Annotated in this window: 17 protein-coding genes and 1 pseudogene; 10 read left to right on the top strand and 8 right to left on the bottom strand. The window is 39.9% G+C overall.

Going from position 1 to position 19,980, the window contains the following annotated elements; translation table 11 throughout:
- The 7 genes from LC608_RS31690 to LC608_RS31660 form a co-directional block, all read left to right on the top strand.
- The coding region (locus LC608_RS31690; RefSeq protein ID WP_229557357.1) for a hypothetical protein at positions 1 to 646 on the top strand (646 nt) is incomplete at its 5' end.
- A gap of 3 nt (positions 647 to 649) precedes the next feature.
- Positions 650 to 3,619 carry a type I restriction endonuclease subunit R gene (locus LC608_RS31685; RefSeq protein ID WP_229557356.1) on the top strand — a complete coding sequence of 990 codons (2,970 nt, stop codon included), beginning with the start codon at positions 650 to 652 and terminating at the stop codon, positions 3,617 to 3,619.
- 62 nt (positions 3,620 to 3,681) lie between these two features.
- Entirely contained in the window at positions 3,682 to 4,434 is a 753-nt protein-coding gene (locus LC608_RS31680; RefSeq protein WP_229557355.1) for a ParA family protein, read from the top strand.
- Complete coding sequence (locus LC608_RS31675) at positions 4,434 to 5,384, top strand: ParB/RepB/Spo0J family partition protein (protein ID WP_229557354.1); 951 nt, start codon at positions 4,434 to 4,436, stop codon at positions 5,382 to 5,384. Before LC608_RS31680 ends, LC608_RS31675 begins: the two co-directional genes overlap by 1 nt.
- A 286-nt stretch (positions 5,385 to 5,670) precedes the next feature.
- Complete coding sequence (locus LC608_RS31670) at positions 5,671 to 6,834, top strand: PD-(D/E)XK nuclease family protein (RefSeq protein ID WP_229557353.1); 1,164 nt, start codon at positions 5,671 to 5,673, stop codon at positions 6,832 to 6,834.
- 290 nt (positions 6,835 to 7,124) lie between these two features.
- Entirely contained in the window at positions 7,125 to 7,523 is a 399-nt protein-coding gene (locus LC608_RS31665) for a hypothetical protein (protein ID WP_229557352.1), read from the top strand.
- Between the two features lie 7 nt (positions 7,524 to 7,530).
- Complete coding sequence (locus LC608_RS31660) at positions 7,531 to 8,046, top strand: competence protein CoiA (RefSeq protein WP_229557351.1); 516 nt, start codon at positions 7,531 to 7,533, stop codon at positions 8,044 to 8,046.
- Between the two features lie 19 nt (positions 8,047 to 8,065).
- On the opposite strand, the gene LC608_RS31655 is transcribed toward LC608_RS31660, so the two are convergent.
- The 4 genes from LC608_RS31655 to LC608_RS31640 all read right to left on the bottom strand — a co-directional run bounded on the left by LC608_RS31655 (position 8,066) and on the right by LC608_RS31640 (position 13,809).
- Entirely contained in the window at positions 8,066 to 8,275 is a 210-nt protein-coding gene (locus tag LC608_RS31655; RefSeq protein WP_229557350.1) for a hypothetical protein, read from the bottom strand.
- Between the two features lie 432 nt (positions 8,276 to 8,707).
- Positions 8,708 to 11,587, bottom strand: coding sequence for a type I restriction endonuclease subunit R (locus LC608_RS31650; protein ID WP_229557349.1), 2,880 nt, complete (start codon positions 11,585 to 11,587; stop codon positions 8,708 to 8,710).
- Between the two features lie 153 nt (positions 11,588 to 11,740).
- A complete protein-coding gene (locus LC608_RS31645; RefSeq protein WP_229557348.1) occupies positions 11,741 to 13,228 on the bottom strand; it encodes a type I restriction-modification system subunit M in 1,488 nt (495 codons plus the stop codon).
- Positions 13,225 to 13,809, bottom strand: coding sequence for a restriction endonuclease subunit S (locus LC608_RS31640; protein ID WP_229557347.1), 585 nt, complete (start codon positions 13,807 to 13,809; stop codon positions 13,225 to 13,227). Before LC608_RS31640 ends, LC608_RS31645 begins: the two co-directional genes overlap by 4 nt.
- Before the next feature lie 483 nt (positions 13,810 to 14,292).
- Between LC608_RS31640 and LC608_RS31635 the strand changes: the two genes are divergently transcribed.
- Positions 14,293 to 15,069, top strand: a complete 777-nt coding sequence (locus LC608_RS31635; protein WP_229557346.1) for a hypothetical protein — start codon at positions 14,293 to 14,295, stop codon at positions 15,067 to 15,069.
- Positions 15,070 to 15,216: 147 nt separating this feature from the next.
- A pseudogene (locus LC608_RS37720) lies at positions 15,217 to 15,324 on the top strand (hypothetical protein); the annotation flags it as partial.
- A 60-nt stretch (positions 15,325 to 15,384) separates the two neighbouring features.
- Here LC608_RS37720 and LC608_RS31630 read toward each other — a convergent pair.
- Positions 15,385 to 15,978 (bottom strand): tyrosine-type recombinase/integrase, encoded by a 594-nt coding sequence (locus LC608_RS31630; RefSeq protein WP_229557345.1) that lies wholly within the window; start codon positions 15,976 to 15,978, stop codon positions 15,385 to 15,387.
- 392 nt (positions 15,979 to 16,370) lie between these two features.
- On the opposite strand from LC608_RS31630, the gene LC608_RS31625 reads away from it, so the two are divergent.
- Positions 16,371 to 16,796 (top strand): hypothetical protein, encoded by a 426-nt coding sequence (locus tag LC608_RS31625; protein ID WP_229557344.1) that lies wholly within the window; start codon positions 16,371 to 16,373, stop codon positions 16,794 to 16,796.
- A gap of 139 nt (positions 16,797 to 16,935) precedes the next feature.
- On the opposite strand, the gene LC608_RS31620 is transcribed toward LC608_RS31625, so the two are convergent.
- The 3 genes from LC608_RS31620 to LC608_RS31610 form a co-directional block, all read right to left on the bottom strand.
- Positions 16,936 to 18,366, bottom strand: coding sequence for a hypothetical protein (locus tag LC608_RS31620; RefSeq protein WP_229557343.1), 1,431 nt, complete (start codon positions 18,364 to 18,366; stop codon positions 16,936 to 16,938).
- 228 nt (positions 18,367 to 18,594) lie between these two features.
- The gene (locus LC608_RS31615; protein ID WP_229557342.1) at positions 18,595 to 19,173 is read right to left on the bottom strand and encodes a hypothetical protein; all 579 of its coding nucleotides are present in this window, start codon (positions 19,171 to 19,173) and stop codon (positions 18,595 to 18,597) included.
- Between the two features lie 70 nt (positions 19,174 to 19,243).
- On the bottom strand, positions 19,244 to 19,930 hold the full coding sequence (locus LC608_RS31610; protein WP_229557341.1) for a hypothetical protein: 687 nt from the start codon (positions 19,928 to 19,930) through the stop codon (positions 19,244 to 19,246).
- Positions 19,931 to 19,980 lie beyond the last annotated feature (50 nt).

The raw sequence follows: 19,980 nt of genomic DNA, 5'->3' as shown, positions 1-19,980 counted from the left end.
AGAAATTCTCTACGATTCCTTCCTTCAAGATATGTTCATCAATTACTCATCAGTGGGCAATCTGACAAAAATCAAAAATGTTTGTCAGGAAATAACTGTAGGAATCGTAGTAAATCCATCTAAATATTATGCAGAATCTGGTGTGCCTGGAATTAGACACAGCAATGTTATGAAAGGGGAAATTGATATTTCTGAAGTTGTATACATAGATCCTATTGAACACAGAAAACTTCAGAAAACTCACCTGAACGCTGGTGATGTGGTTCTGCCACGAGTGAGTACCGTTGCAGGAAAACCTTACTATGCGGCTGTAGTTCCAAAAGAGTTAGATGGAGTTAATTCAATTGGTATTGTTATCCTTAGACCTGACAAAAGTAAAGTATTACCTGAATTTTTAGAAGCCTGTATAAATGCTCCTTCCACGGTAAGACGTTTGGTTGGAGTTGCAGTCGGTTCTATTCAAAGACAGCTTAATGTGGGAATTATTAAAGAAGAGAAGATTCCTTTGCCTAGTATCACTGATCAATCAGAGATAGCACAAAGGTCATTAGAAATGAAGGAGTGTACTTATTATCTCAGAAAACGAGTTAGAGATTCAGAAAAAATTAAACAGTATCTTTATACACGAGTTTTTCAAGAGATATAATAAATGTCTAATTTCAACGAATCTAACACCGTCGAAGCCTTTGTCCATCATATTCTCTGCGGTAAGATTACTCAAACCGCACCACCTCAACCTGGCTTATCACGCACAAACAGAAAAATCAACTATGTCGGCTGGCATTACCTCCCCTCACAAAATATCCCCCGCCAACCGCAAGAAGTCTTTGTTGAAACCTTTGTCCGCGATGCCCTAATCCGCCTCAACCCAGAAATCGCCGCTAACCCTAACCGAGCAGAAGAAGTCCTCTACCGCTTACGAGCAATTGTACTGTCAGTCCGCAGTGATGGACTAATCCGCGCTAACGAAGAATTTACCGCCTGGTTACGTGCAGATCGCACCATGCCCTTTGGCCCCAACCACGAACACACAACCGTCCGCCTTATCGACTTTGACAACCTAGAAAATAATCAATACATCCTCACCACCCAATACACCTACCGCGCCGGGGCTGAAGAACGCCGTGCCGATTTAGTCCTGCTAGTTAACGGCTTTCCCATTGTCCTGATAGAAGCCAAAACCCCCGTGCGGAAAGCAGTAAGCTGGGTAGATGGCGCATTGCAGGTGCATGATGATTACGAAAAAAATGTCCCAGAATTATTTGCCTGTAACGTCTTCAGTGTAGCTACAGAAGGCAAAGAATTACGCTACGGTTCCATCCGTATGCCTATAGAATTGTGGGGCCCTTGGCGGCTGGATGATGACGCACCCCCCGCCAGCCTCGCCGCCCTCAAACATACCATTGCTTCTCTACTTAATCCCGCCATTATTCTTGATATCCTCAATCACTTCACATTATTTGCTACCGATAAGAAAAAGCGTCGCATCAAAATCATCTGCCGCTATCAACAATACGAAGCTGTTAACCTGATTGTTAACCGTGTGCTGGCGGGTAGACCCAAGAAAGGCTTAATCTGGCATTTCCAAGGCTCAGGTAAATCATTATTAATGGTATTTGCGGCTCAAAAAATGCGACTGCGATCGCAACTGCGTAACCCGACAGTGATCATCGTCGTAGATCGCATTGATTTAGATGCCCAAATTAGTGCCACCTTTCACGCCTCAGATATTCCCAACCTAATTAAAGCAGAAACTCGCACAGAGTTAGAACGGTTGCTGAGACAGGACACACGCAAAATTATCATCACCACTATTTTTAAGTTTGGGGAAGCGGATGGAGTTCTCAACGAGCGTGAGAATATCATTGTGCTTGTGGATGAAGCCCACCGTACCCAAGAAGGCGGCCTTGGCATTAAAATGCGGGCAGCATTACCAAATGCTTTTCTATTTGGCTTTACAGGTACACCAATTAACCAAAGAGATCGCAACACCTTTTATGCCTTTGGTGCAGAAGAAGATGAGCGCGGTTATATGAGCCGCTACGGTTTTGAAGAATCTATCCGCGACGGGGCTACGCTCCCTCTACATTTTGAGACACGTTTGGTAGAACTGCATATTGACAAAGATGCAATTGACCAAGCTTATACAGAATTAACGGGTGGGTTATCAGATTTAGATAGAGAAACCCTAGCCAAAGCCGTTTCTAAAATGGCAGTGCTGGTGAAAGTCCCAGACCGGATTACCAAAATTTGTGCAGACATTGCCCAACATTACCAACAGAAAGTTGTCCCCAATGGCTTTAAAGGCATGGTTGTTACCTATGACCAAGAATGCTGCCTCCTATATAAAGCAGAACTGGACAAACATCTGCCCCCAGAAACCAGTGAAATCGTCATTTCCGCCACAGGTAAAGATGAGCGATTTAAGCCGTATCAGCGTAGCCGCGACCAAGAAGAAAAAGTTTTAGATCGGTTCCGTGATGCCAATGATCCACTGAAAATTCTGGTTGTCACCGCCAAGTTACTGACAGGATTCGATGCGCCTATCCTCCAGGCGATGTATTTGGACAAGCCCCTCAAAGCACACACTCTACTCCAAGCCATCTGCCGCACTAACCGCACCTACGGCAATAAAAAAACACACGGTTTGGTAGTGGATTATCTGGGCGTATTTGATGATGTTGCCCAAGCTTTGGATTTTGACGAGCAAGGCTTCCAGCAGGTTGTTTCTGGGATTACTGCCTTAAAGAACGAATTCCCTGGTGCAGTGCAAAAATGTCTAGCCTATTTCCCAGGAGTAGACCGTACCTTAAGTGGTTATGAAGGTTTGATTGCGGCTCAGGATTGTTTACCCAACAACAATGTACGTGATAACTTCGCTGCTGATTACAGCTATCTGGCTAATTTGTGGGAAGCATTATCACCAGACCCCATGCTTATCAACTACGAAACCGATTACAAATGGCTGTCCCAGGTTTATATTTCCGTTCAACCGACAACTGGCATGGGTAAATTGCTCTGGCACGCACTCGGAGCTAAAACCATTGAGCTAATCCACCAAAACGTCCGTGTAGAAGCGGTGCGTGATGACTTGGAAGAAATTGTACTTGATGCCGAATTATTAGAAGTGGTGCTAAATTCCCCAGACCCCAGGAAGAAAGGCAAGGAAATTGAGATTCAAATTGCTCGTCGGCTTCGCAACCATATCAGCAATCCTCGCTTCCGTGCTTTATCAGAGCGTCTAGAAGCCCTGAAAGAGCGCCATGAGCAAGGACAGATTCATAGTGTAGCTTTCCTCAAGGATTTGCTTGATTTAGCCCATGACTTGGTGCAAACAGAAAAAGAGATACCACCCCAGGAAGACGAAGGCCGGGGTAAGGCAGCTTTGACTGAGTTATTTTTGGAAGTTCGTAATGAGCAAACACCCAAAATGGTGGAGCGAATTGTTAATGATATTGACGAAATAGTACGAGTACTACGCTTCCCTGGTTGGCAGAAAACCAGTGCTGGTGAACGAGAAGTACGGCAGGCGCTGCGGAAAACCCTGTTTAAATACGCCCTTCACCAGGATAAAGAGCTTTTTGAAAAAGCTTATGGTTACATCAAACAGTATTACTGATAAAACTGCATCTGTTTAGGTTATGCTGTCAATCAAACTAGATGCAGAATACCAGTAAATACATGAGCCGGGTAATCGCACTATTTAATCAAGCCGGTGGGGTTGGCAAAACGACCCTAACTATGAACCTCGGCTATCAACTGCAATTACATGGTTACAAAGTTCTTCTCATTGACCTCGATCCCCAGGCTTCCTTAACTTGCTTTATGGGCATTGAGACAGAAAGCTTAGAAAAAACTCCTTTTGACGCACTCATCAATGAGGAACCACTATTCATCCTGAAAAACCAACATGGGATGGATATTGCTCCCACTAATATCAACCTTAGCTTTGCAGAAATTCAACTGGTCAACATGGACTTTCGTGAAGTCCGGTTAAAAGAAACGATTGACCCAATTCGTGGCAACTATGACTTCATCCTCATTGACTGCCCACCCAGTCTGGGGCTATTAAGCTATAGCAGCCTTGTTGCTGCCACTCACTTGCTCATACCCATTGAAACCCACTACAAAGCTTTTCAAGGAACTAATCTACTGCTGCAAACCATAGGTAAAGTTAAAAAAAGAGGAAACCGTAACTTAAAAATCGCCGGGTTTGTGCCTTCTCGCTACGCCGCATCCAACTCCCAAGACCAACGCACTTTTAAAGCCATCTCTGAGCAATTCTCTCCCGTCGCCCCAGTTTACGACCCAATTCCTAGAGCAACAGCTTTTGTAGATGCTTCAGAACAACAACTTCCCTTAGCTCTCTACGACCCTAAGCATCCAGTTCTTAAAGTGCTAGAGCAACTAGCAAAAAAAATGGAGCAATTATAATGGTTCGACCCCGTAAAACAGAACAACCTTACAAAGCTAAAGCCGATATCAGCGTATTGATGGGAGATGAGCAGCCATCAACAGACCCACTACTATTGCCCATCGATTCTATTTCTCTGCCTAAAAAGCAACCCCGCCGCTACTTCGATCCCGTTAAGCATAAGCAGCTAGTTCAATCCATCAAAACTCACGGGATTTTGGAAAACCTGCTTGTCCGCCCCCTCCCCGATCTAGAAAATCAGTATGAGTTGGTTGCCGGAGAAAGACGCTATCGAGCAGCTATAGCGGCTAAACTCAAGGAAGTTCCTGTTACCATTCGTGAACTTACTCCGGATCAAGCACTGCAACTGGCGCTTGTAGAAAACCTGCTCCGAGAAGACCTTAACCCTGTAGAGGAGACAGAAGGAATACTGCAACTCCTGTCTATTCAGTTGAATATGCCAGTAGGAGAGGTTCCTAACCTACTTTACCGAATGCAACACGAAGCTAAAGGAAAAGTTGCCCAAAACGTTTTGGGCAATGAACAAGGTCAAGCAATAATGGCGGTTTTCGAGGAATTAGGTAAGCTAAGTTGGGAATCTTTTGTTTCCAGCCGCTTGCCATTGCTGAAGTTGCCAGCAGATATTTTATCAGCACTCCGTTCCGGTAAAATTGCTTACACCAAAGCTCAACTGATTGCCAGAGTCAAAGATAAAGAACAGAGACAATTATTGTTAAAAGAAGCTATTGCAGCCGATTTGTCTCTTAGTGAAATTCGAGAGCGAGTTAAAATACTGCAACCTTCACTAGATCCTGAGTCGCCGCAAGCCGTAATTAAAACTATTACCCGTCAGATCACTCAATCAAAAATTTGGGAGAATCCCAAAAAATGGAAACAAGTGCAGACACTCTTGAAAAGGCTGGAAGCCTTAGTTACAGATGAAAAAGATTTTGACCAGACAAATTCGTAAGTCACAGTGATTATTGAGAAGCTTGATGTGAGCCTTTTATTATATTAAGTCTCTAATCTCGTGAACGGGATAGTAACCACTGTCACTTCACCACGCTTAGGCAGCAAGGATACCTTCGGTGAGACTGGTAGCAAGGGATACCGCACTAATCAATTTCACGACGCTGACGGGGCAACTTACTAATCAAGGCGATCGCTAATTGTTGAGTGTAGCGCGATCGCATTCATGACACTACCTTTATCTATATGCTATGTTGAAGGCTTTTAAAACTATGGAGAATAGAGGCTTGTCAGATAGCTTGTTTAGCGCACTACGTAAATATCCCAAAAGCCAAGAGCTTGATCCAATTGAGAATTTTCTGACTGAAGGTTTTGCTTGGCTGCTGAGAAATAAAGAGATGCTTGCCCGTGAATTTGTAGATTATCTCAGTTTAAAATTACCAGAACCTCTTCCTTTAACTCATATACTACCAGAGTGGAAAACACAATATACCTTCCCTGGTGGACAAATAGATATGTTGGCAGATTGGGGACAATTTGCCCTGATATTTGAACACAAGGTATGGTCAAATCTCAGTCCAGGGCAACTAGATAGATATCGTAACTATGCAAACTTAAAGTGGTCACAAGGACGATATAAATTAATTCTTATTACTGGATTAACTCGACAACATCAACAAAATCCTGACTTAGCTCTGACTTGGAGTGATATATATAAATTTTTGAAGCATTGGTTAGAAACAAAATCAGATGATAGTCTGGTTCGTGATTTTATAGATATGCTTGCTGAGGAAAATTTAGGCCCAGCAGCACCAGTTTCTTATGAAAGTATAGTTTCTTATTTCCCTGCTAAATCACTACAGTCTAACCTGAAGAACATAACCTTACGTGCTGCTGAAGTAGATTGGCGTTGGGTATTAGAAAGAATTGGATTTAACAAAGATGCACCTATTCACTCTATGCCAGCGAAATATCAACATCAGTTTGGGCGATTAGGGCTAGAAATTTTAGATGTTTCCTTTCCGAGTATATTCGTTGGTACTCTTCTAGATGGCTCCGATTTTAAAGTGCAACCTTCAAATTTACATCTCGGGCCAGATTTTTGTTTAATTTTAGGTTTTGATATAAGGAAATGGAAGTCATTTGAAGGCGAATTTTTTCATTCTGATGAATATACTAAATTGCGCTCAAGATTAAAAGAGAATTCAAGGGCATGGGATTTTCACGATCACAGATTTGACGTAGCGAGATCAAATCCTTGGCATCCTCTTCATTTAAGAAAACCTTTAGCAGAGGTCTTACGAGGTACTATAACGTTTGAAGAGCAAGTTGACAGATTTATTCTGCATGGCCGTGAAGTTATTGAATTGCTGCTTGCTGGCGGCGAGTTAGAAGCTTTAACAAACCGCCTTCATCCTATTGCCAAAAATAGTATTTCTCCTGTTGAATGAGTTGTTTTGAGGTGACGCATATCTTATAGAGTACTTTAGTTGTGGGGAACTGCAATCGCACCTCGCCATTAATGGTTATCCACCAGAGAAGCAGGAGAAGGCGACGGTGACAGCGCTGCAACAGGCAGAGTTACTGTTCAAAGATTGGGCTGTATGAGCTTTGATAGCGATCGCGCTTTCTGGTACTGGTTCAGCTTAAAGAGTAGATTAATTTTATCGGTTTAATTGGGCATTTTAACTATAGGGATTATCTGTAACTCCTATCACTGCTCCAATTTCAACGTAATTTTATGCCTAAATATTGTCGTGACCAAGCCAGAGACGAACTTTGGTTAATGATGGGTGGTGGAGCCGCAGTAGGAGTTGCTGGTGGTGTTCCTGTTATTGGTGCGTTCACCTTTAATGCTGGTTTAATTGCTGTACAGGCATCTGTAGTAACTCGGATTGCCCAAGTTTATAATGTTGATTTAATCCCCGCCGGTGGTGCAGGAGCAGTTGCTGGTGCGATTATAGCGATGGGTGGAGGGCAGTTACTTTTCAGAATGGGCGGTACTATAGCAGGATTTATTCCCGGTATCGGGCAAGTTGTTCAACCAGCGATTGGGGCTGGTGCAGTTAAAGCATTTGGAGAAGCTGCTATTGCCTATTTTGAAAATATGTATCCTGACAAAATTTACAGATCGGACTAGTTAAAAAATGCCGCTTAGAGCTTTCATTGATGAACAAGAAGTGCTAGCACCTTTAATATCAGATGGTGACTGGGAAGCTTTGAAACTTCAGCGTAATAAACAGGTCTGTTTACCCTGCTGCGGGGCAGATGGATATCTACGCACTTCTAAGCAAAGCACTAAGCATTTTGTCCACAAACACAAAACGGGTTGTGATTGGAAACCAGAAACTTGGCAGCATCTTTTAGCTAAAACTGAAATTCTTCGCGTATGCCAACGTTTAGGATACGATGCAAAAACAGAAGTTGCTGGTTCCGATTGGCGTGCTGATGTTTTAGCCACTAAGCCGGGTAAACAAGGTTTAATCCAGATTGCCTTTGAAGTACAGTGGAGTCCTCAAACAAAAGAAGTTACGCAGGATAGACAAGCCAAGTACAAGCGAGATGGAATCCGAGGCTGCTGGTTTTTTCAAAGACCCCCTGAATCTGACGTGAGCCATGATTTACCAATTTTCAAACTCATTTTGAGATGGATTGGTAGTTGAATATCGAAATCGCATAAAATTAGGAAGGTTCTACAGGCTGTATTGCTTCCATCAAGATTGCACCAGCCCCAAAAGTATCATAAGGTGTTGGTAAATCATAGGTCTTAAACGGCTGTAGCGGTGTAATATCCTCGCTGGTATCTAAATCTTCTGCCAAAATGCGAATTAGCTTCAGTTTCTCAACTTGAGAAAGCTGCCGGACAGCAGGTAATAATTCAGCTAGTGTCATACTTTCACCCTATTATTTGCAATTAATTTATTTTACCAATCTAAGCCACCCCATAATCTGTATACTGCCGTTTATAAGCAGGTTGCTGTCTTTTAAGAATCGTAAATCTAGAGATTGGCTCCTCTCTGTAGTGGTAATCTCATTTGTTTTTGGATTACTTGGACTGGCTTTTATAGATAAAGCTAGTCGTAATACTTTCTTGGATTTAGCCAAGGTTGTTGTTGGTGCTTATGTAGGTTATTGGATTCCTTCTTCAAACCATCCGCAGCAATGACAAGCAGGAGAAAACGACGGCGACGGTGCTTGCAACAGGCAGAGTTATTGTACAAGGATTCGGCGGCGTGAGGACAAGAAGGGTAGCCATCAAGATACCCGGCTCAATTGTAGATGGGAAAAATTTATATGGGAAAGCCTGTATCGAATTATAAATTTTCATATTAGATTTGCTCGCGCCGCTTCCATTAATTGATAAATTAGAGGCTCTATTGCGTCTCGCTTTATCCCTTGACCTATCAGTAATCGACGCAAATGCTTACGCATTTCACGTTGTACATCTTCTTTGTTTACCCAATCTACAACAATCAAACTTTGTAAAGTTGATTCAATTTCTTTGGCTACATCAATAGTGAGCGCTTGTTCTATCCCATTTTGTTCTAGTAATAGATAAAAAGCATAAGTAGTTTCATATAAACCCAATTGCTTGCTAGCATTGCTAATACCACTATATAACTCTTCCTTTAAATCTATGATCTGACGTAATTGCTCGCTGTAAAATAAGCTATTTTGCTGCGAATCCTGGAGAATTTTCTCTAAGCGTTCTTTGATAGAATTATAAAAAACTGGATTTTCTGAGGCATGGATCTGAATGAAGTAATTGATTGCGTGAGCAATTTTGCTAATTTTGACCTCATCAGAGCGCAGACACTCTAATTCTTTGTTAAACTCCGCAGAAAAGATAGATATGGGTGCGATAATCGGTTTAACATCTTCTATCAAGCAGCGCACTTTAAAGGGTATATCATTCCAATCCAAACTATAGTCCTGAAAATGACTGCGAGCAAGTTCACGAATCTTTCCTAACTGTTTAAAATCATCTACAAAAGGTAAAACACTAGAGTCAGGATACATTAAATCCAAACTTTGAGCGAAGGCTTTAAAAGCTTGGTCAAATTTTGCTCGCTCATCTTCTGCCTGAATTACTTGCAATAATACATCATAGTCATCAAGAGAGATGTTATCAAATAAACGCATAACTGAGCGGTGATGAACTTTTAAAATGGATAACTCGCTATCTTTTTCTTGAATCATTTCGTTCAGTTCTTGTGTGTCAAACATTATTAGTGCATCATGAAGGTGTTGATACACTCCCCAATAATCAACAATTAATCCTGAATTTTTACCTGGGTAAGGGCGGTTAACACGAGCAATTGCTTGCAGTAAAGTATGCCCTTTAAGTGGAGCGTCTAAATAAATAACTTGTTCAATAGGTGCATCAAATCCAGCTAACAGCATATCAACAACAATCAAAAGTCTAAGGGGATCTTCAGGATTTTGAAAGCGAGTAATTAATTTTTTACGTTCTGCTGAGGTGGTATAGTAGGCAGCTATTTCCTCATTATCATTCCTAGATGAAGTAAATATAACTGCTGATTCAGGCGCATTCAGTTTGTCAAGCTCTGCTTTGTAACGTACAGCAGCTAAACGATTATAAGTGACAATCTGCCCTTTAAAGCCATTTGGTCTAATTGTCTGTTCAAAATGTTGTACTAAGTCTAAAGCGATTTTAGAAATTCTTTCAATTCCAGTAGCAATGCTTTCTAACGTAATACTTTTATGCTGAACTAATTCCTCTTCTCTAAAATCATATTCACGAAAACCAAATTGTTCTGTATTTCTATGCTCGTAAAAAATAGGAACAGTAACTTTATCTTGCACTGATTCTTGAATACTATATTTATGTATATAATTCCCAAATAATAGCAAAGTGCTGCGATCTCTTATATCTATAGGTGTGCCAGTAAAGGCAATAAAAATTGCTTGAGGTAATGCTTCTCGCATACTGGCTGCCATTGCACCATATTGATTACGATGAGCTTCATCAACAATAACAATTACATTTGAGCTAGGATTAATACTTTTGCTGATACGTCCACCGTCATAAAACTTTTGTAAAGTGGTAAGTATAGTAATACCCTGACCTTTATTTAACAATTCACCTAGATGCTGAATGCTCTCAGCTCTTCGGAAATTGGATAAGTTTACTCTTCTGAAAAAATCTGCAATCTGATTATCAAGGTCGATACGGTCAGTAACTATAACTATAGTGGGATTATTTAGTTTTAGAGATTCCTGACGCAATTTTTGGACAAGCAAAGCAATTGTTAAGGTTTTACCAGATCCTTGAGAATGACAAATAATACCTCCACGCTCAGTAGGAGTATTGTTCGATAGAATACGCTGAACAGCTTGATCTACAGCAATACGCTGGTGGTAACGAGCAAGTATTTTAAGCTTATGTCCTGTATTTACTTCAAAAACAATAAAATTACGAATATATTCTAATAAGTTGCTCGGTTCTAATAAGCTATAAATTAAGATATCTTGGGCATTTGGCTGACGATTTAGAAACCGAGTGAAGCGAGCCGAAGTCATTGGATATGGTACAGGAAAAGTAGCGTAGCGATAGCTAGGGTTACTTATTGAGCCAAAGACAGCTTGTTCAGAGCAACTAGCAATTAATATCTGTGCAATACTAAAAACAGAAGATATACTTCCTACTTGCCCTTTTTCTTCTATTTTTTGATACCTTAAAAGTTGCTCCACACATTCAGTAATAGAATTATTAATAGAAGGGCTTTTACATTCAAAAATAGCAAGGGGTAAACCATTAATAAAAACTACAATGTCAAGAATAAAATATTCCTGGGCTACCTGAATTTTAAATTGCCGAGTGACAACATAATCGTTATTATTTGGATTATCAAAATCAATGTATTTAATGCTTTGATTAACTGTGCCACTATTTAATTTCTGTAAAACTGTTGTGCCATGAGTAATAGTGTAATAAATCAGTTCATTCGCTTCTATTAGATTGGTAGCGTTAATTCTAGTGATGGCACTAATGGCTTGGTTGAGGCTGTCATCAGAAAGCCAAGGGTTCAAACGCAGTAAAGATTTTTGTAGAAGTTTTATGAGAATGCAACTATGCTGAGTTACTCGTAATGATTCTACAGTAGAAGTTTCTAAATAACGATAACCTAAAACTTTTAGAAATTCAATAATTTGCTCTTCTATAGAATTTTCTTTTTTCATGCTGTCTCTTGATTAAAATTAATAATCTATCAAACTTTCACTAATCTACATTGCCTGAAGCTGTTTTCTTAACTTTTTTGGTGTAAGTGTTGTCTAAGTTTTTAATATTAACTATATCTAGATGACATCATTTGCAAATTCAACGATTTAAAATTAAAAACCTAATTTTTTCAACAAATAATCCATTGCCTTTTCTGCTTCAGCCCGCTTATTCTCTAGCTCTTGCACATTTCTCATCTCAGCCTCAACATCAATTAGTTTCTCAGGCTCACTTGTATTTACATAACGGCTAAAATTGAGATTATAGTCATTAGTTATGACATCTTCTATTGACACCACAGTAGCATATTTATCCTCATTTATAAAATTTTTATATACATTAACTATATGAGCAATATCTTTATCTCGCAACTGATTAATTGGTTTTCCTTGCTGGTATTCGCAACTGGCATCAATAAACAGGAGTTTGCCTTTAATGTCTTTATGCTTATGACGGTTAAAAATTAAAATTATTACAGGAATGCGAGAGCTATATAACAAGTTAGGTGGCAGACCAATTACCGTCTCAATCAAGTCTTCGTGAACTAATGCTTTACGAATTTTTTTCTCATTTCCACCTCGAAAGAGAACTCCTTGCGACACCAATAATCCAGCTCGTCCAGTTTTCTTTAATGTGGCTATTATATGCTCAATAAAAGCAAAATCACTTTGGCTTTGTGGAGGAATGCCATACTCAAAACGATGATAACTATCATATTGCACCTCTTCGTAGCCCCAGTTTCTAAGACCTAATGGAGGATGAGCAACTACAAGGTCAAATAGCATCAAATTATCATTTTCCAATAACGCGGGTTGACGAATTACATCTCCCTTACGGATATCGAAATCAAAAATGTTATGTAAGAACATATTTATCTGAGCAATATTCCAGGTTGCCAGATTTATTTCTTGCCCATAAAGCGAAATATTGCGCGAGTTACCTCCTTGTGATCTAATATTTTTAGCGCATTCAATTAACATACTCCCGGTTCCACACGTAGGATCGCAAATTCGCATTCCTTCTTGTGGATTTAGCAACTGTACTATTAATTCTACTATTTTATGCGGTGTGTAAAATTCACCTCCTTTCTTGCCAGTTTTTTCTGCAAACATCTTGAGTAGAAATTTATAAACTTGTCCTAATACATCAGGTTCCGATAAATTACTATTACGTAAGTTCAAATCGGAAAAATGTATAATTAAGTTACTAAGAATATTGTCTTGTTGTATGCGGCTACCCATTTTTCTCTCGTCGTTAAAGTCAATATTCGACAGTATTCCTTGTAACTTACGGTTATGATATTCAATTGTTCTAACTACTTCATTGAGTTGCGCTCCAATGTTTTCCGTAAACAACTGCAAATTTCCCCATCTGGCTTCTTTAGGCACAAAAAAAGTGTGTTCATCTGGCTCATTCCAAGCCAACTCGTAATCACCTGTTTCCGCCTCAATGTTTTCAGCTTCCTCCTCAAATACGTCTGACAAGCGCTTGAGAAATAAAAAGCTGGAAATGTAATTTATACAGTCACTAGGAGCAATAGTATTGTGTAGGATAGCAGTAGCATACCGGAGTTTAGACTCCAAATATTTTTGAGTAATCATAATTTTCCTTCTATTACATTTATAAAAGCTGATTCTGCTAGTTGCTGTCTTGCAACAATCATCTCTTGAGCAATTTGCGTTACCTTTTCTGTAGCACAAAAGAGTTCAATAATTTGTTGTTGTGTCACTAAACTAGGTAAAGGAATGTCTAATTTTCGTATTTGAGACAAGGACAGTGATTGTGTTCCTGTAGATTGCATATACAATGGTGCTATCTTTTTTTGTAACCACTGCGAGCGCATCACAACAGCTAAATAGCCTGGCTCGATTAATTCAGGATTTACACGTAAAACAGCTAAATTCTGCCCAGCTAGGCTGCCCTGTATCTTTGAAGGAACTACCGAACCTTTAAGAGATGTGCCTCTTAAAGAGACAATAACATCACCACAAATAACCTGATGTTGTAAGTTAAAGACTTTGATTGGAACTCTACTAAGTTCACCACTAACATCTATGTACTCTAGGTTCCGAACATTAATAATGGAGTATAGCTCTCCCTGATGATCCTGGTAGCGATTAAGCAAAATTCCTTGAAATGAATTATGCAGTAACTTGTGCAGTGGTACAGTCGGAACATTCATAAATAAATGATATACCTGATTTGTATTCTTGGCAATACTTCTATGAAACAATAACACACTATAATGTATTCTTGTAAATACTTCTTTGAGAAGAAGGAAGCTGGCATTGATTATTTAACCTAGAAACTTTGTATACGTTTATAGTCTGTGTAAAAAATTACATAATTTACTGACTTACGCTACCCTCATGTCTTCTACAGAGTAAAGGTTATCAATTGTATAAAGAAAATAGCTAGGCTTATTTAATAACACACTACTTTAAGAGATACTGAGTTTAATACGTTCTACTCTGTGATTACCAATACTTCTAGACATCAACCCAGCGCTATTTATCTTTCAGGCATCACTACAATATAATCCTGCTGACTCAGAAGAGAAAAATCTTAAAGCGTATTCTTGACGATACTTATAAAAGATGGTTTGATAATAAAAGGCGCACTTAAAGCGCCAAAGTCTAAATATTTTACATAGGATGATCTTAACATGGCAAACTGCCAAACTCCCTCCTCTGCTGAATACAGGTTCAGCAGTGATTACAATCGTCTTATCCCTATTGACAGTTCTCAGGATTTGCCGATTCTCGTTAAAGTCCCCAACTCGAAACCAGCGTGCTATAAGGCTATTAACAATGCAGATTTAACTAATTTGACATTCTTTAGTTACGGTAGCATCGATGCAATATATGAAAGCGTTTACCCAAAAGACAATACTCACTTGCTGAAATGGGTGAAAAAAGTTGGTGGGGAATCAGAAAGTAGACGTTTAGTCAGCGAGGTATGCAGTGTTGGGAAATTAATCGATGAAATTGTAATTAAGCACGATTTAGGACAGCCTATAGCTCCAATTAGCTTTCGTTATCATGACTATTGGCAGGGAATTCAGCAAATCCTACCACACTTAAAGAAGCCAGTGTACTTAAACCAAGGAATAATTGTAAACTTTCAACTTGGCGTATTCGGAGTTATTGATCGTATTGGTGCTTATCGTAACTGGGAAAGCACTTTAATTGATACTAAGGCTGCTTTAAATCCCAAAACAAATCTGCATTGGATAGAAGATAAAATTCGTCAAATTGCAGCGTATCTTTTGCTCAATGATGAGTTATACCCAGTTGAAGTTGCAGGTTTAATTTTTTGCATCAAAGATGGTACGGTAGACGAGTATTTTTTTGATGCAAACCAAATTCAACCTTATCAAGAAGCTTGGCTAAATCGTCTTGAAGAAGTACGTTATATTTGCAAAGCTCAATCCGTAGCTTAATTTACGCATCATTGATGAACATCAAAGGGACACCGATATTGGTGTCCTTTTTGAAGGAGCGAGGTTGACGGGGCATGATAGATCCATTTCAATCCAAATTAATTGCAATTGAGAGACAATAGCTGATATCATCCACTTTACAATTATCTCTACGCTAATAACCTGCTCATCCAGTGCAAACAAGCAGCAGTGCGAGTGTCCCCCAAAACCTGGGAAGAGATTGAGGCGCGAATGTTGTTGGTTCCGAGTAATTGAATAGTTTACTCTCAACTCTAATACCCTACCTGCCAATAATATTAGTGGATAAAAACCCATTCAAAAAGGCTGCTCCCACTGCCAATCAAAATGCTCAAACCGCCTGGGGTTCTCCGCCGTATAGCGAACAGTATTTTGAATCTGTTTATGCCCCAAGTAACTCTGAATATCCCTAGTTGAACGATTCTGTTCTGCCAAAAAATAACCGCAACTGTGCCTAAACATGTGCGGATGCACCTTAATCTGCAATCCGGCTTTTTCGGCGGCACGTTTCACAATTTTCTCAATCCCATCCACCGACAGTGACTTCCCCCTCTCATTTGGGAAAACAAAATAACTATTGGAATAAATCTGCTTTAGCTGGGTCAACAAATCCACTTCATCCGGTTGCATCGGGTGATTCCCACTTTGACTCCCCTTGAGCCGCTTGATATAGATCACCTTTCGCTCTAACATGACTGCATCCCATTTCATCGTCGCTGCCTCCCCCGGTCGCAGCCCATGCCGAAATGACAGCAGTAGCAATGCCGGATCTCTAACCCTATGCCGACCCCGCTCCCCCGCCGCCTTAATCAATATTTTCATTTCCTCCCAAGTCAGATACTCCCGGCTCCGATATTCATCATTATTCAAGCGCCGAAACTTTGGGTTCATTCTCTCACTGTCCGATAAATAGGCGGAAATCCGACAGTATTCATTCTCCCAAACACCTGCTACTTCGTGAACCCCCTACGCTTTTTTACTTCAATTAAGCCACGCTTATCATTTCAGCCCCGAAAAATTCTCTACAGAGAGCGATTGATAAAGCTGGCTTATATAATGAGGTGAGCAGCTTGCTTAATTGTCTATCCTTGCTTCTATACCCCTGGTTGATAAATCGTTGCTATCAATGCGTGATATCAACTGTAGACTACAGCTTCTACCTCACTTGCTTGACACAGATGCACAGGTCGGGAGTACTGCTGAAGGTGATTCAGAAAAATAATGCTCAAGTCAATGAAGAATTATTTCAATAAAGAGCTACTTACTTCTACCTTGGGAATTTTGTGAATAGTGTCAAAGTTTTTGAAAATATGAAATTTAGAGTACGGAATCTTGTAGCTTTATTTGTGATAGTATTTACGTTGTTTTTTGTAATACCTACGAATTACAATAGTTTAAATAGTGTGGCCCATGCTGCAACTATTGAAGAAAAGTTATCGATTATTGATCAGGCAACCTATAGTTCATACCATTCTTCAAGTTTATATGAAAAACCACTAAATATTCTCAGTCCGAGGTGTGGGGAAACTAAAGAGAAGATTGGGGACTGGGCATTCATAGGAACTAAAATTCTGAACGAGCATGGTGGGAACGTGGACAATTATAGGATGCTGAACTCCATAGTTATTCAAACAGAAGGACGTTCTAATCTGTCTTGTAAAGATGAGTTTCAGACACTTACTACTCTGTTATTAGTTGGGCTGATGTAAGCTTGAATCGTATCCCCTCAATAATTCGGGGTAGGCAATGATTCTGCTTGCCACGACCAACCGAAGGAATGAAGAGAAGCTTTCTCTGGCATTCAGCATTTTTGTCATTGGGTAAATCATTGTTTGATGTGCTGTTTGGTTAATCTTCAAAACTCAGTGGTTTGCCGTTGAAGTGCTGGTAGATTTTCTCTGGGTGAAACCAATTGGGCAAGGTCTTCTCAACATCATCAAGATTGTTACCCTGCTCATCCACCAGCCCATAGCGCACAACGACTCTTTTTAAAGGTGTTTCACCATTAGCTGAGAACTTCTCAAGCAATACAGTACCCGATTTTCGAGCGCTTGCTGTACCGTCTGGGAATGATTCATTAGTGGCATTGTGGGTTATACCCAATAGGTATTCCTTAGCCTTGCGAGTATCAGTTAAGCTCATCTTGAAAAATGCGATCGCACTTTCACCACACAAAGATTTCAAATTTGTGAATTCATCACAAATTACCTGCTGTTTAGTGGTCGGTTTCTGCTTAATCCTGGTCAACCAACGTTCGCAACAATCTTCAAAAGCAAGGCTGATTTCATCCTCCGACTCTGCCTTACTAGCAGCGTCTAGCAGTTTCCAGACATCGGCATTATCTCCAGTGGCATGTCTATCAATCAGTTGATGAATTGGTGCATCAAGGCAGTATTTTCTAATCAATGCAATGGCTGTAGCAGTGTAAGTTTTACCGCTTCCTTGATTGCCTATCAGCCATAATGGTTTTAGTGAATTGATTATCTTCCACAAATAACCGTCTTCATGGTTTTTAAGGGCATCTATGAGGGTATTTTTAAGCTGTTCATCTGGTGATACCTGAGTAGAAGTTTGAGAATCCTGCTTGCTGTCTTGGAGCTTGTTCAATTCCTTTGTCGCTTTGGCTGCTGCCAGCCGATTATCTATGATTTGTTTATCTAACTCGGATAAATTTAACTCGTGACTTTTAAGTGCAGTTTCACCTTGCATTCTTCCATTAATCTCATCAAGTGCTGATTCATTGAGTGATTTCATCGCTTCTATCGTCTCTGTCGCATTACGGGCGATGGCCTGCTTAGTCACTGCGCTTTGTTGCTGTTTTGAAAATTGGGTAAGCTCTAAATGATTTTGCACTATTAAGTCATTCTCAAGTGCTTTAACTTTGAGTAGCGATAACTGACTATGAATAGCTTTCTCCTGGCTATCTGTAAGTGTTTTAGACCCAGCGTAAGCACTCAACAGTGCGACTGTACCAGCTAAACCATATAGAGGTGCAGCAGGTGATTCAGCAGGCAATATACGTAATGTTTTCACATGAGCGTCAAAAGTAAAGTTCCTGCGCTCCTGTTCAATCATCCAGCTAATACCGCGCTTGATTTGTTCACCTTTACAAGGTTGATTATTGCCTGTGAAACAAAATAATGTTTCACTATACTTGGTAGCATCGTTCCAGAGTGGTAACGTTAAACTTAGTCCCCCAATGAGCAAAGTGCCTATAGCAAATGTGGCAATCTGGCGCTCTGCTTTTAGTCGTTGGTTAAACTGCTCTATCTCTTCCATAAAATTAAAAATATCAACCCAAAAAATATAATCAGGGGAAAGTAAGCATTAAGCAGAAGTAGCAGGTACCGAACGAATAAAAGTATTTGAGCATCTAACCCAGACTGTTTACCCCAAGAAGTAAGGTGTTTAAGGTTTTCAGCAGTGTTTACGGCATCCATAAACAGGTTGTTTACAGCAAAAATGAAAAGCAGAGTTCCGCCTATTACTGTTAAAAAGTTTCTTTGTCTATACATTTGGTTTTCTTCTTAATGGGATTGTTAATACCCAAGTTGCAACTAGTCCTAAGATAAACATTGTTGGCGTTAATACCCCTTCTGGGAGTGTGAAAGCATTAGTATTCTGTGCTAATTTAATTTCTGTGTAAGTCTGTTGGATCTGACTCTCAGTTGACCTAACTTCTGTGACTATTTTTTGTGTAGAGTTCCACCCAATTACCCCACCGATTGCAAGTTTACTCATTGCTACCAATGGTTTGGCATGACTTAATGACCAACGCTCACTAGATAATTCAAAGTGAAAACTTTCACCACAATCAATCAGTCCTGGCAGTAGTGCTAATATCATCGACATTGCCAGAATAATGCTAATTGATATTTGCATTGAGAATAGAAGCCAAGCCAATGATGCCGAACCAACTTGGCATGATAGAAACAGTAACCCACTATCTATACGTTTCCGAGCCTGAATATCAGCGTACAGTTTTGATTCAATATGCTGTAAATACCGTGCTGTATCTTGGTTAATCCCTGCACTGTTATCGTCATCCAGTAGGTTATCTAATTCGTCATTGTTGTGTGGTAGCATTTGGGTTTACTAAACTTGATTGTTGAGAATACCTGAGCAATTCGCAGTTACTCAGATATTTGTTTTGAAATTAGAATCCTAATGCCGATTTAATTGCTGTGAACTTCTCAGCAAGTAACCCACGCACTGTATTGGGTTGATAGTTTTTTTGAGTGATTAAATCAAATCGAGCATCATCACCACGGTTTAAAGCTTCGTTAACTATTTTAGTTTTGTAAGTTTCATCAGCCGATAATTGCTTAATCCCTGGTCTGTTCGATTGGTCGATTAGATTAGCTTGATTGTCAACTCCCACTAGGTAAGCATCGATATAACCTTTAATTTGGGTGTAATTCATCTGGTAATTATGACGCTGGTTTTCAGTGTGACGAGCGTTTATCAATTCAGCCGCAAGCTCACTTCTTTTGTGACCATATTGAGTATTTGCAAGAGTAGCGTTCATTACTGCTTTATCAATCTCGATTGCACTTTTCCCAGCATTCACCAATATTTCAGAGATGGCTTTGTTATAAGCTGTACTACCATTGATTATTTCTTGATATGCTTGGGCAAGCTTAGGAGCAAACTCTGCTGAAAGCCTACCTTGTCGCGCTAATTCCCCAATCTTCTGAGCGCTGCTAACGTCGCCCATCATTGCATTTGTAAAGTCATCCAGACTTACACCAAATTTAGTCTTGAGAACTCGGTTAATCTTCCCTGCTTTGGGCGTTACGTGGTTTTTGAGTGTAAGCTTGCCAGGATTTGAACTTTTCACCATTTTGGTAGTTCCTTGGGTATTTCCAAATATCGATTAGGATCAACAAAATC

This window comes from Nostoc sp. XA010 (assembly GCF_020829625.1).
Taxonomy (GTDB): Bacteria; Cyanobacteriota; Cyanobacteriia; order Cyanobacteriales; family Nostocaceae; genus Nostoc.
The sequence above is the reverse complement of the archived record's forward strand: the minus strand, read 5'-3'. Positions and strand labels throughout refer to the sequence as shown.

Excerpts from the sequence above, each read along its gene's own strand:
- LC608_RS31635 (WP_229557346.1), top strand. The coding sequence starts at position 14,293 with ATGGCAAACTGCCAAACTCCCTCCTCTGCTGAATACAGGTTCAGCAGT.
- LC608_RS31630 (WP_229557345.1), bottom strand. The coding sequence starts at position 15,978 with ATGAACCCAAAGTTTCGGCGCTTGAATAATGATGAATATCGGAGCCGG.
- LC608_RS31655 (WP_229557350.1), bottom strand. The coding sequence starts at position 8,275 with ATGACACTAGCTGAATTATTACCTGCTGTCCGGCAGCTTTCTCAAGTT.
- LC608_RS31615 (WP_229557342.1), bottom strand. The coding sequence starts at position 19,173 with ATGCTACCACACAACAATGACGAATTAGATAACCTACTGGATGACGAT.
- LC608_RS31640 (WP_229557347.1), bottom strand. The coding sequence starts at position 13,809 with ATGAATGTTCCGACTGTACCACTGCACAAGTTACTGCATAATTCATTT.
- LC608_RS31650 (WP_229557349.1), bottom strand. The coding sequence starts at position 11,587 with ATGAAAAAAGAAAATTCTATAGAAGAGCAAATTATTGAATTTCTAAAA.
- LC608_RS31610 (WP_229557341.1), bottom strand. The coding sequence starts at position 19,930 with ATGGTGAAAAGTTCAAATCCTGGCAAGCTTACACTCAAAAACCACGTA.
- LC608_RS31645 (WP_229557348.1), bottom strand. The coding sequence starts at position 13,228 with ATGATTACTCAAAAATATTTGGAGTCTAAACTCCGGTATGCTACTGCT.
- LC608_RS31685 (WP_229557356.1), top strand. The coding sequence starts at position 650 with ATGTCTAATTTCAACGAATCTAACACCGTCGAAGCCTTTGTCCATCAT.
- LC608_RS31665 (WP_229557352.1), top strand. The coding sequence starts at position 7,125 with ATGCCTAAATATTGTCGTGACCAAGCCAGAGACGAACTTTGGTTAATG.
- LC608_RS31620 (WP_229557343.1), bottom strand. The coding sequence starts at position 18,366 with ATGGAAGAGATAGAGCAGTTTAACCAACGACTAAAAGCAGAGCGCCAG.
- LC608_RS31660 (WP_229557351.1), top strand. The coding sequence starts at position 7,531 with ATGCCGCTTAGAGCTTTCATTGATGAACAAGAAGTGCTAGCACCTTTA.
- LC608_RS31680 (WP_229557355.1), top strand. The coding sequence starts at position 3,682 with ATGAGCCGGGTAATCGCACTATTTAATCAAGCCGGTGGGGTTGGCAAA.
- LC608_RS31675 (WP_229557354.1), top strand. The coding sequence starts at position 4,434 with ATGGTTCGACCCCGTAAAACAGAACAACCTTACAAAGCTAAAGCCGAT.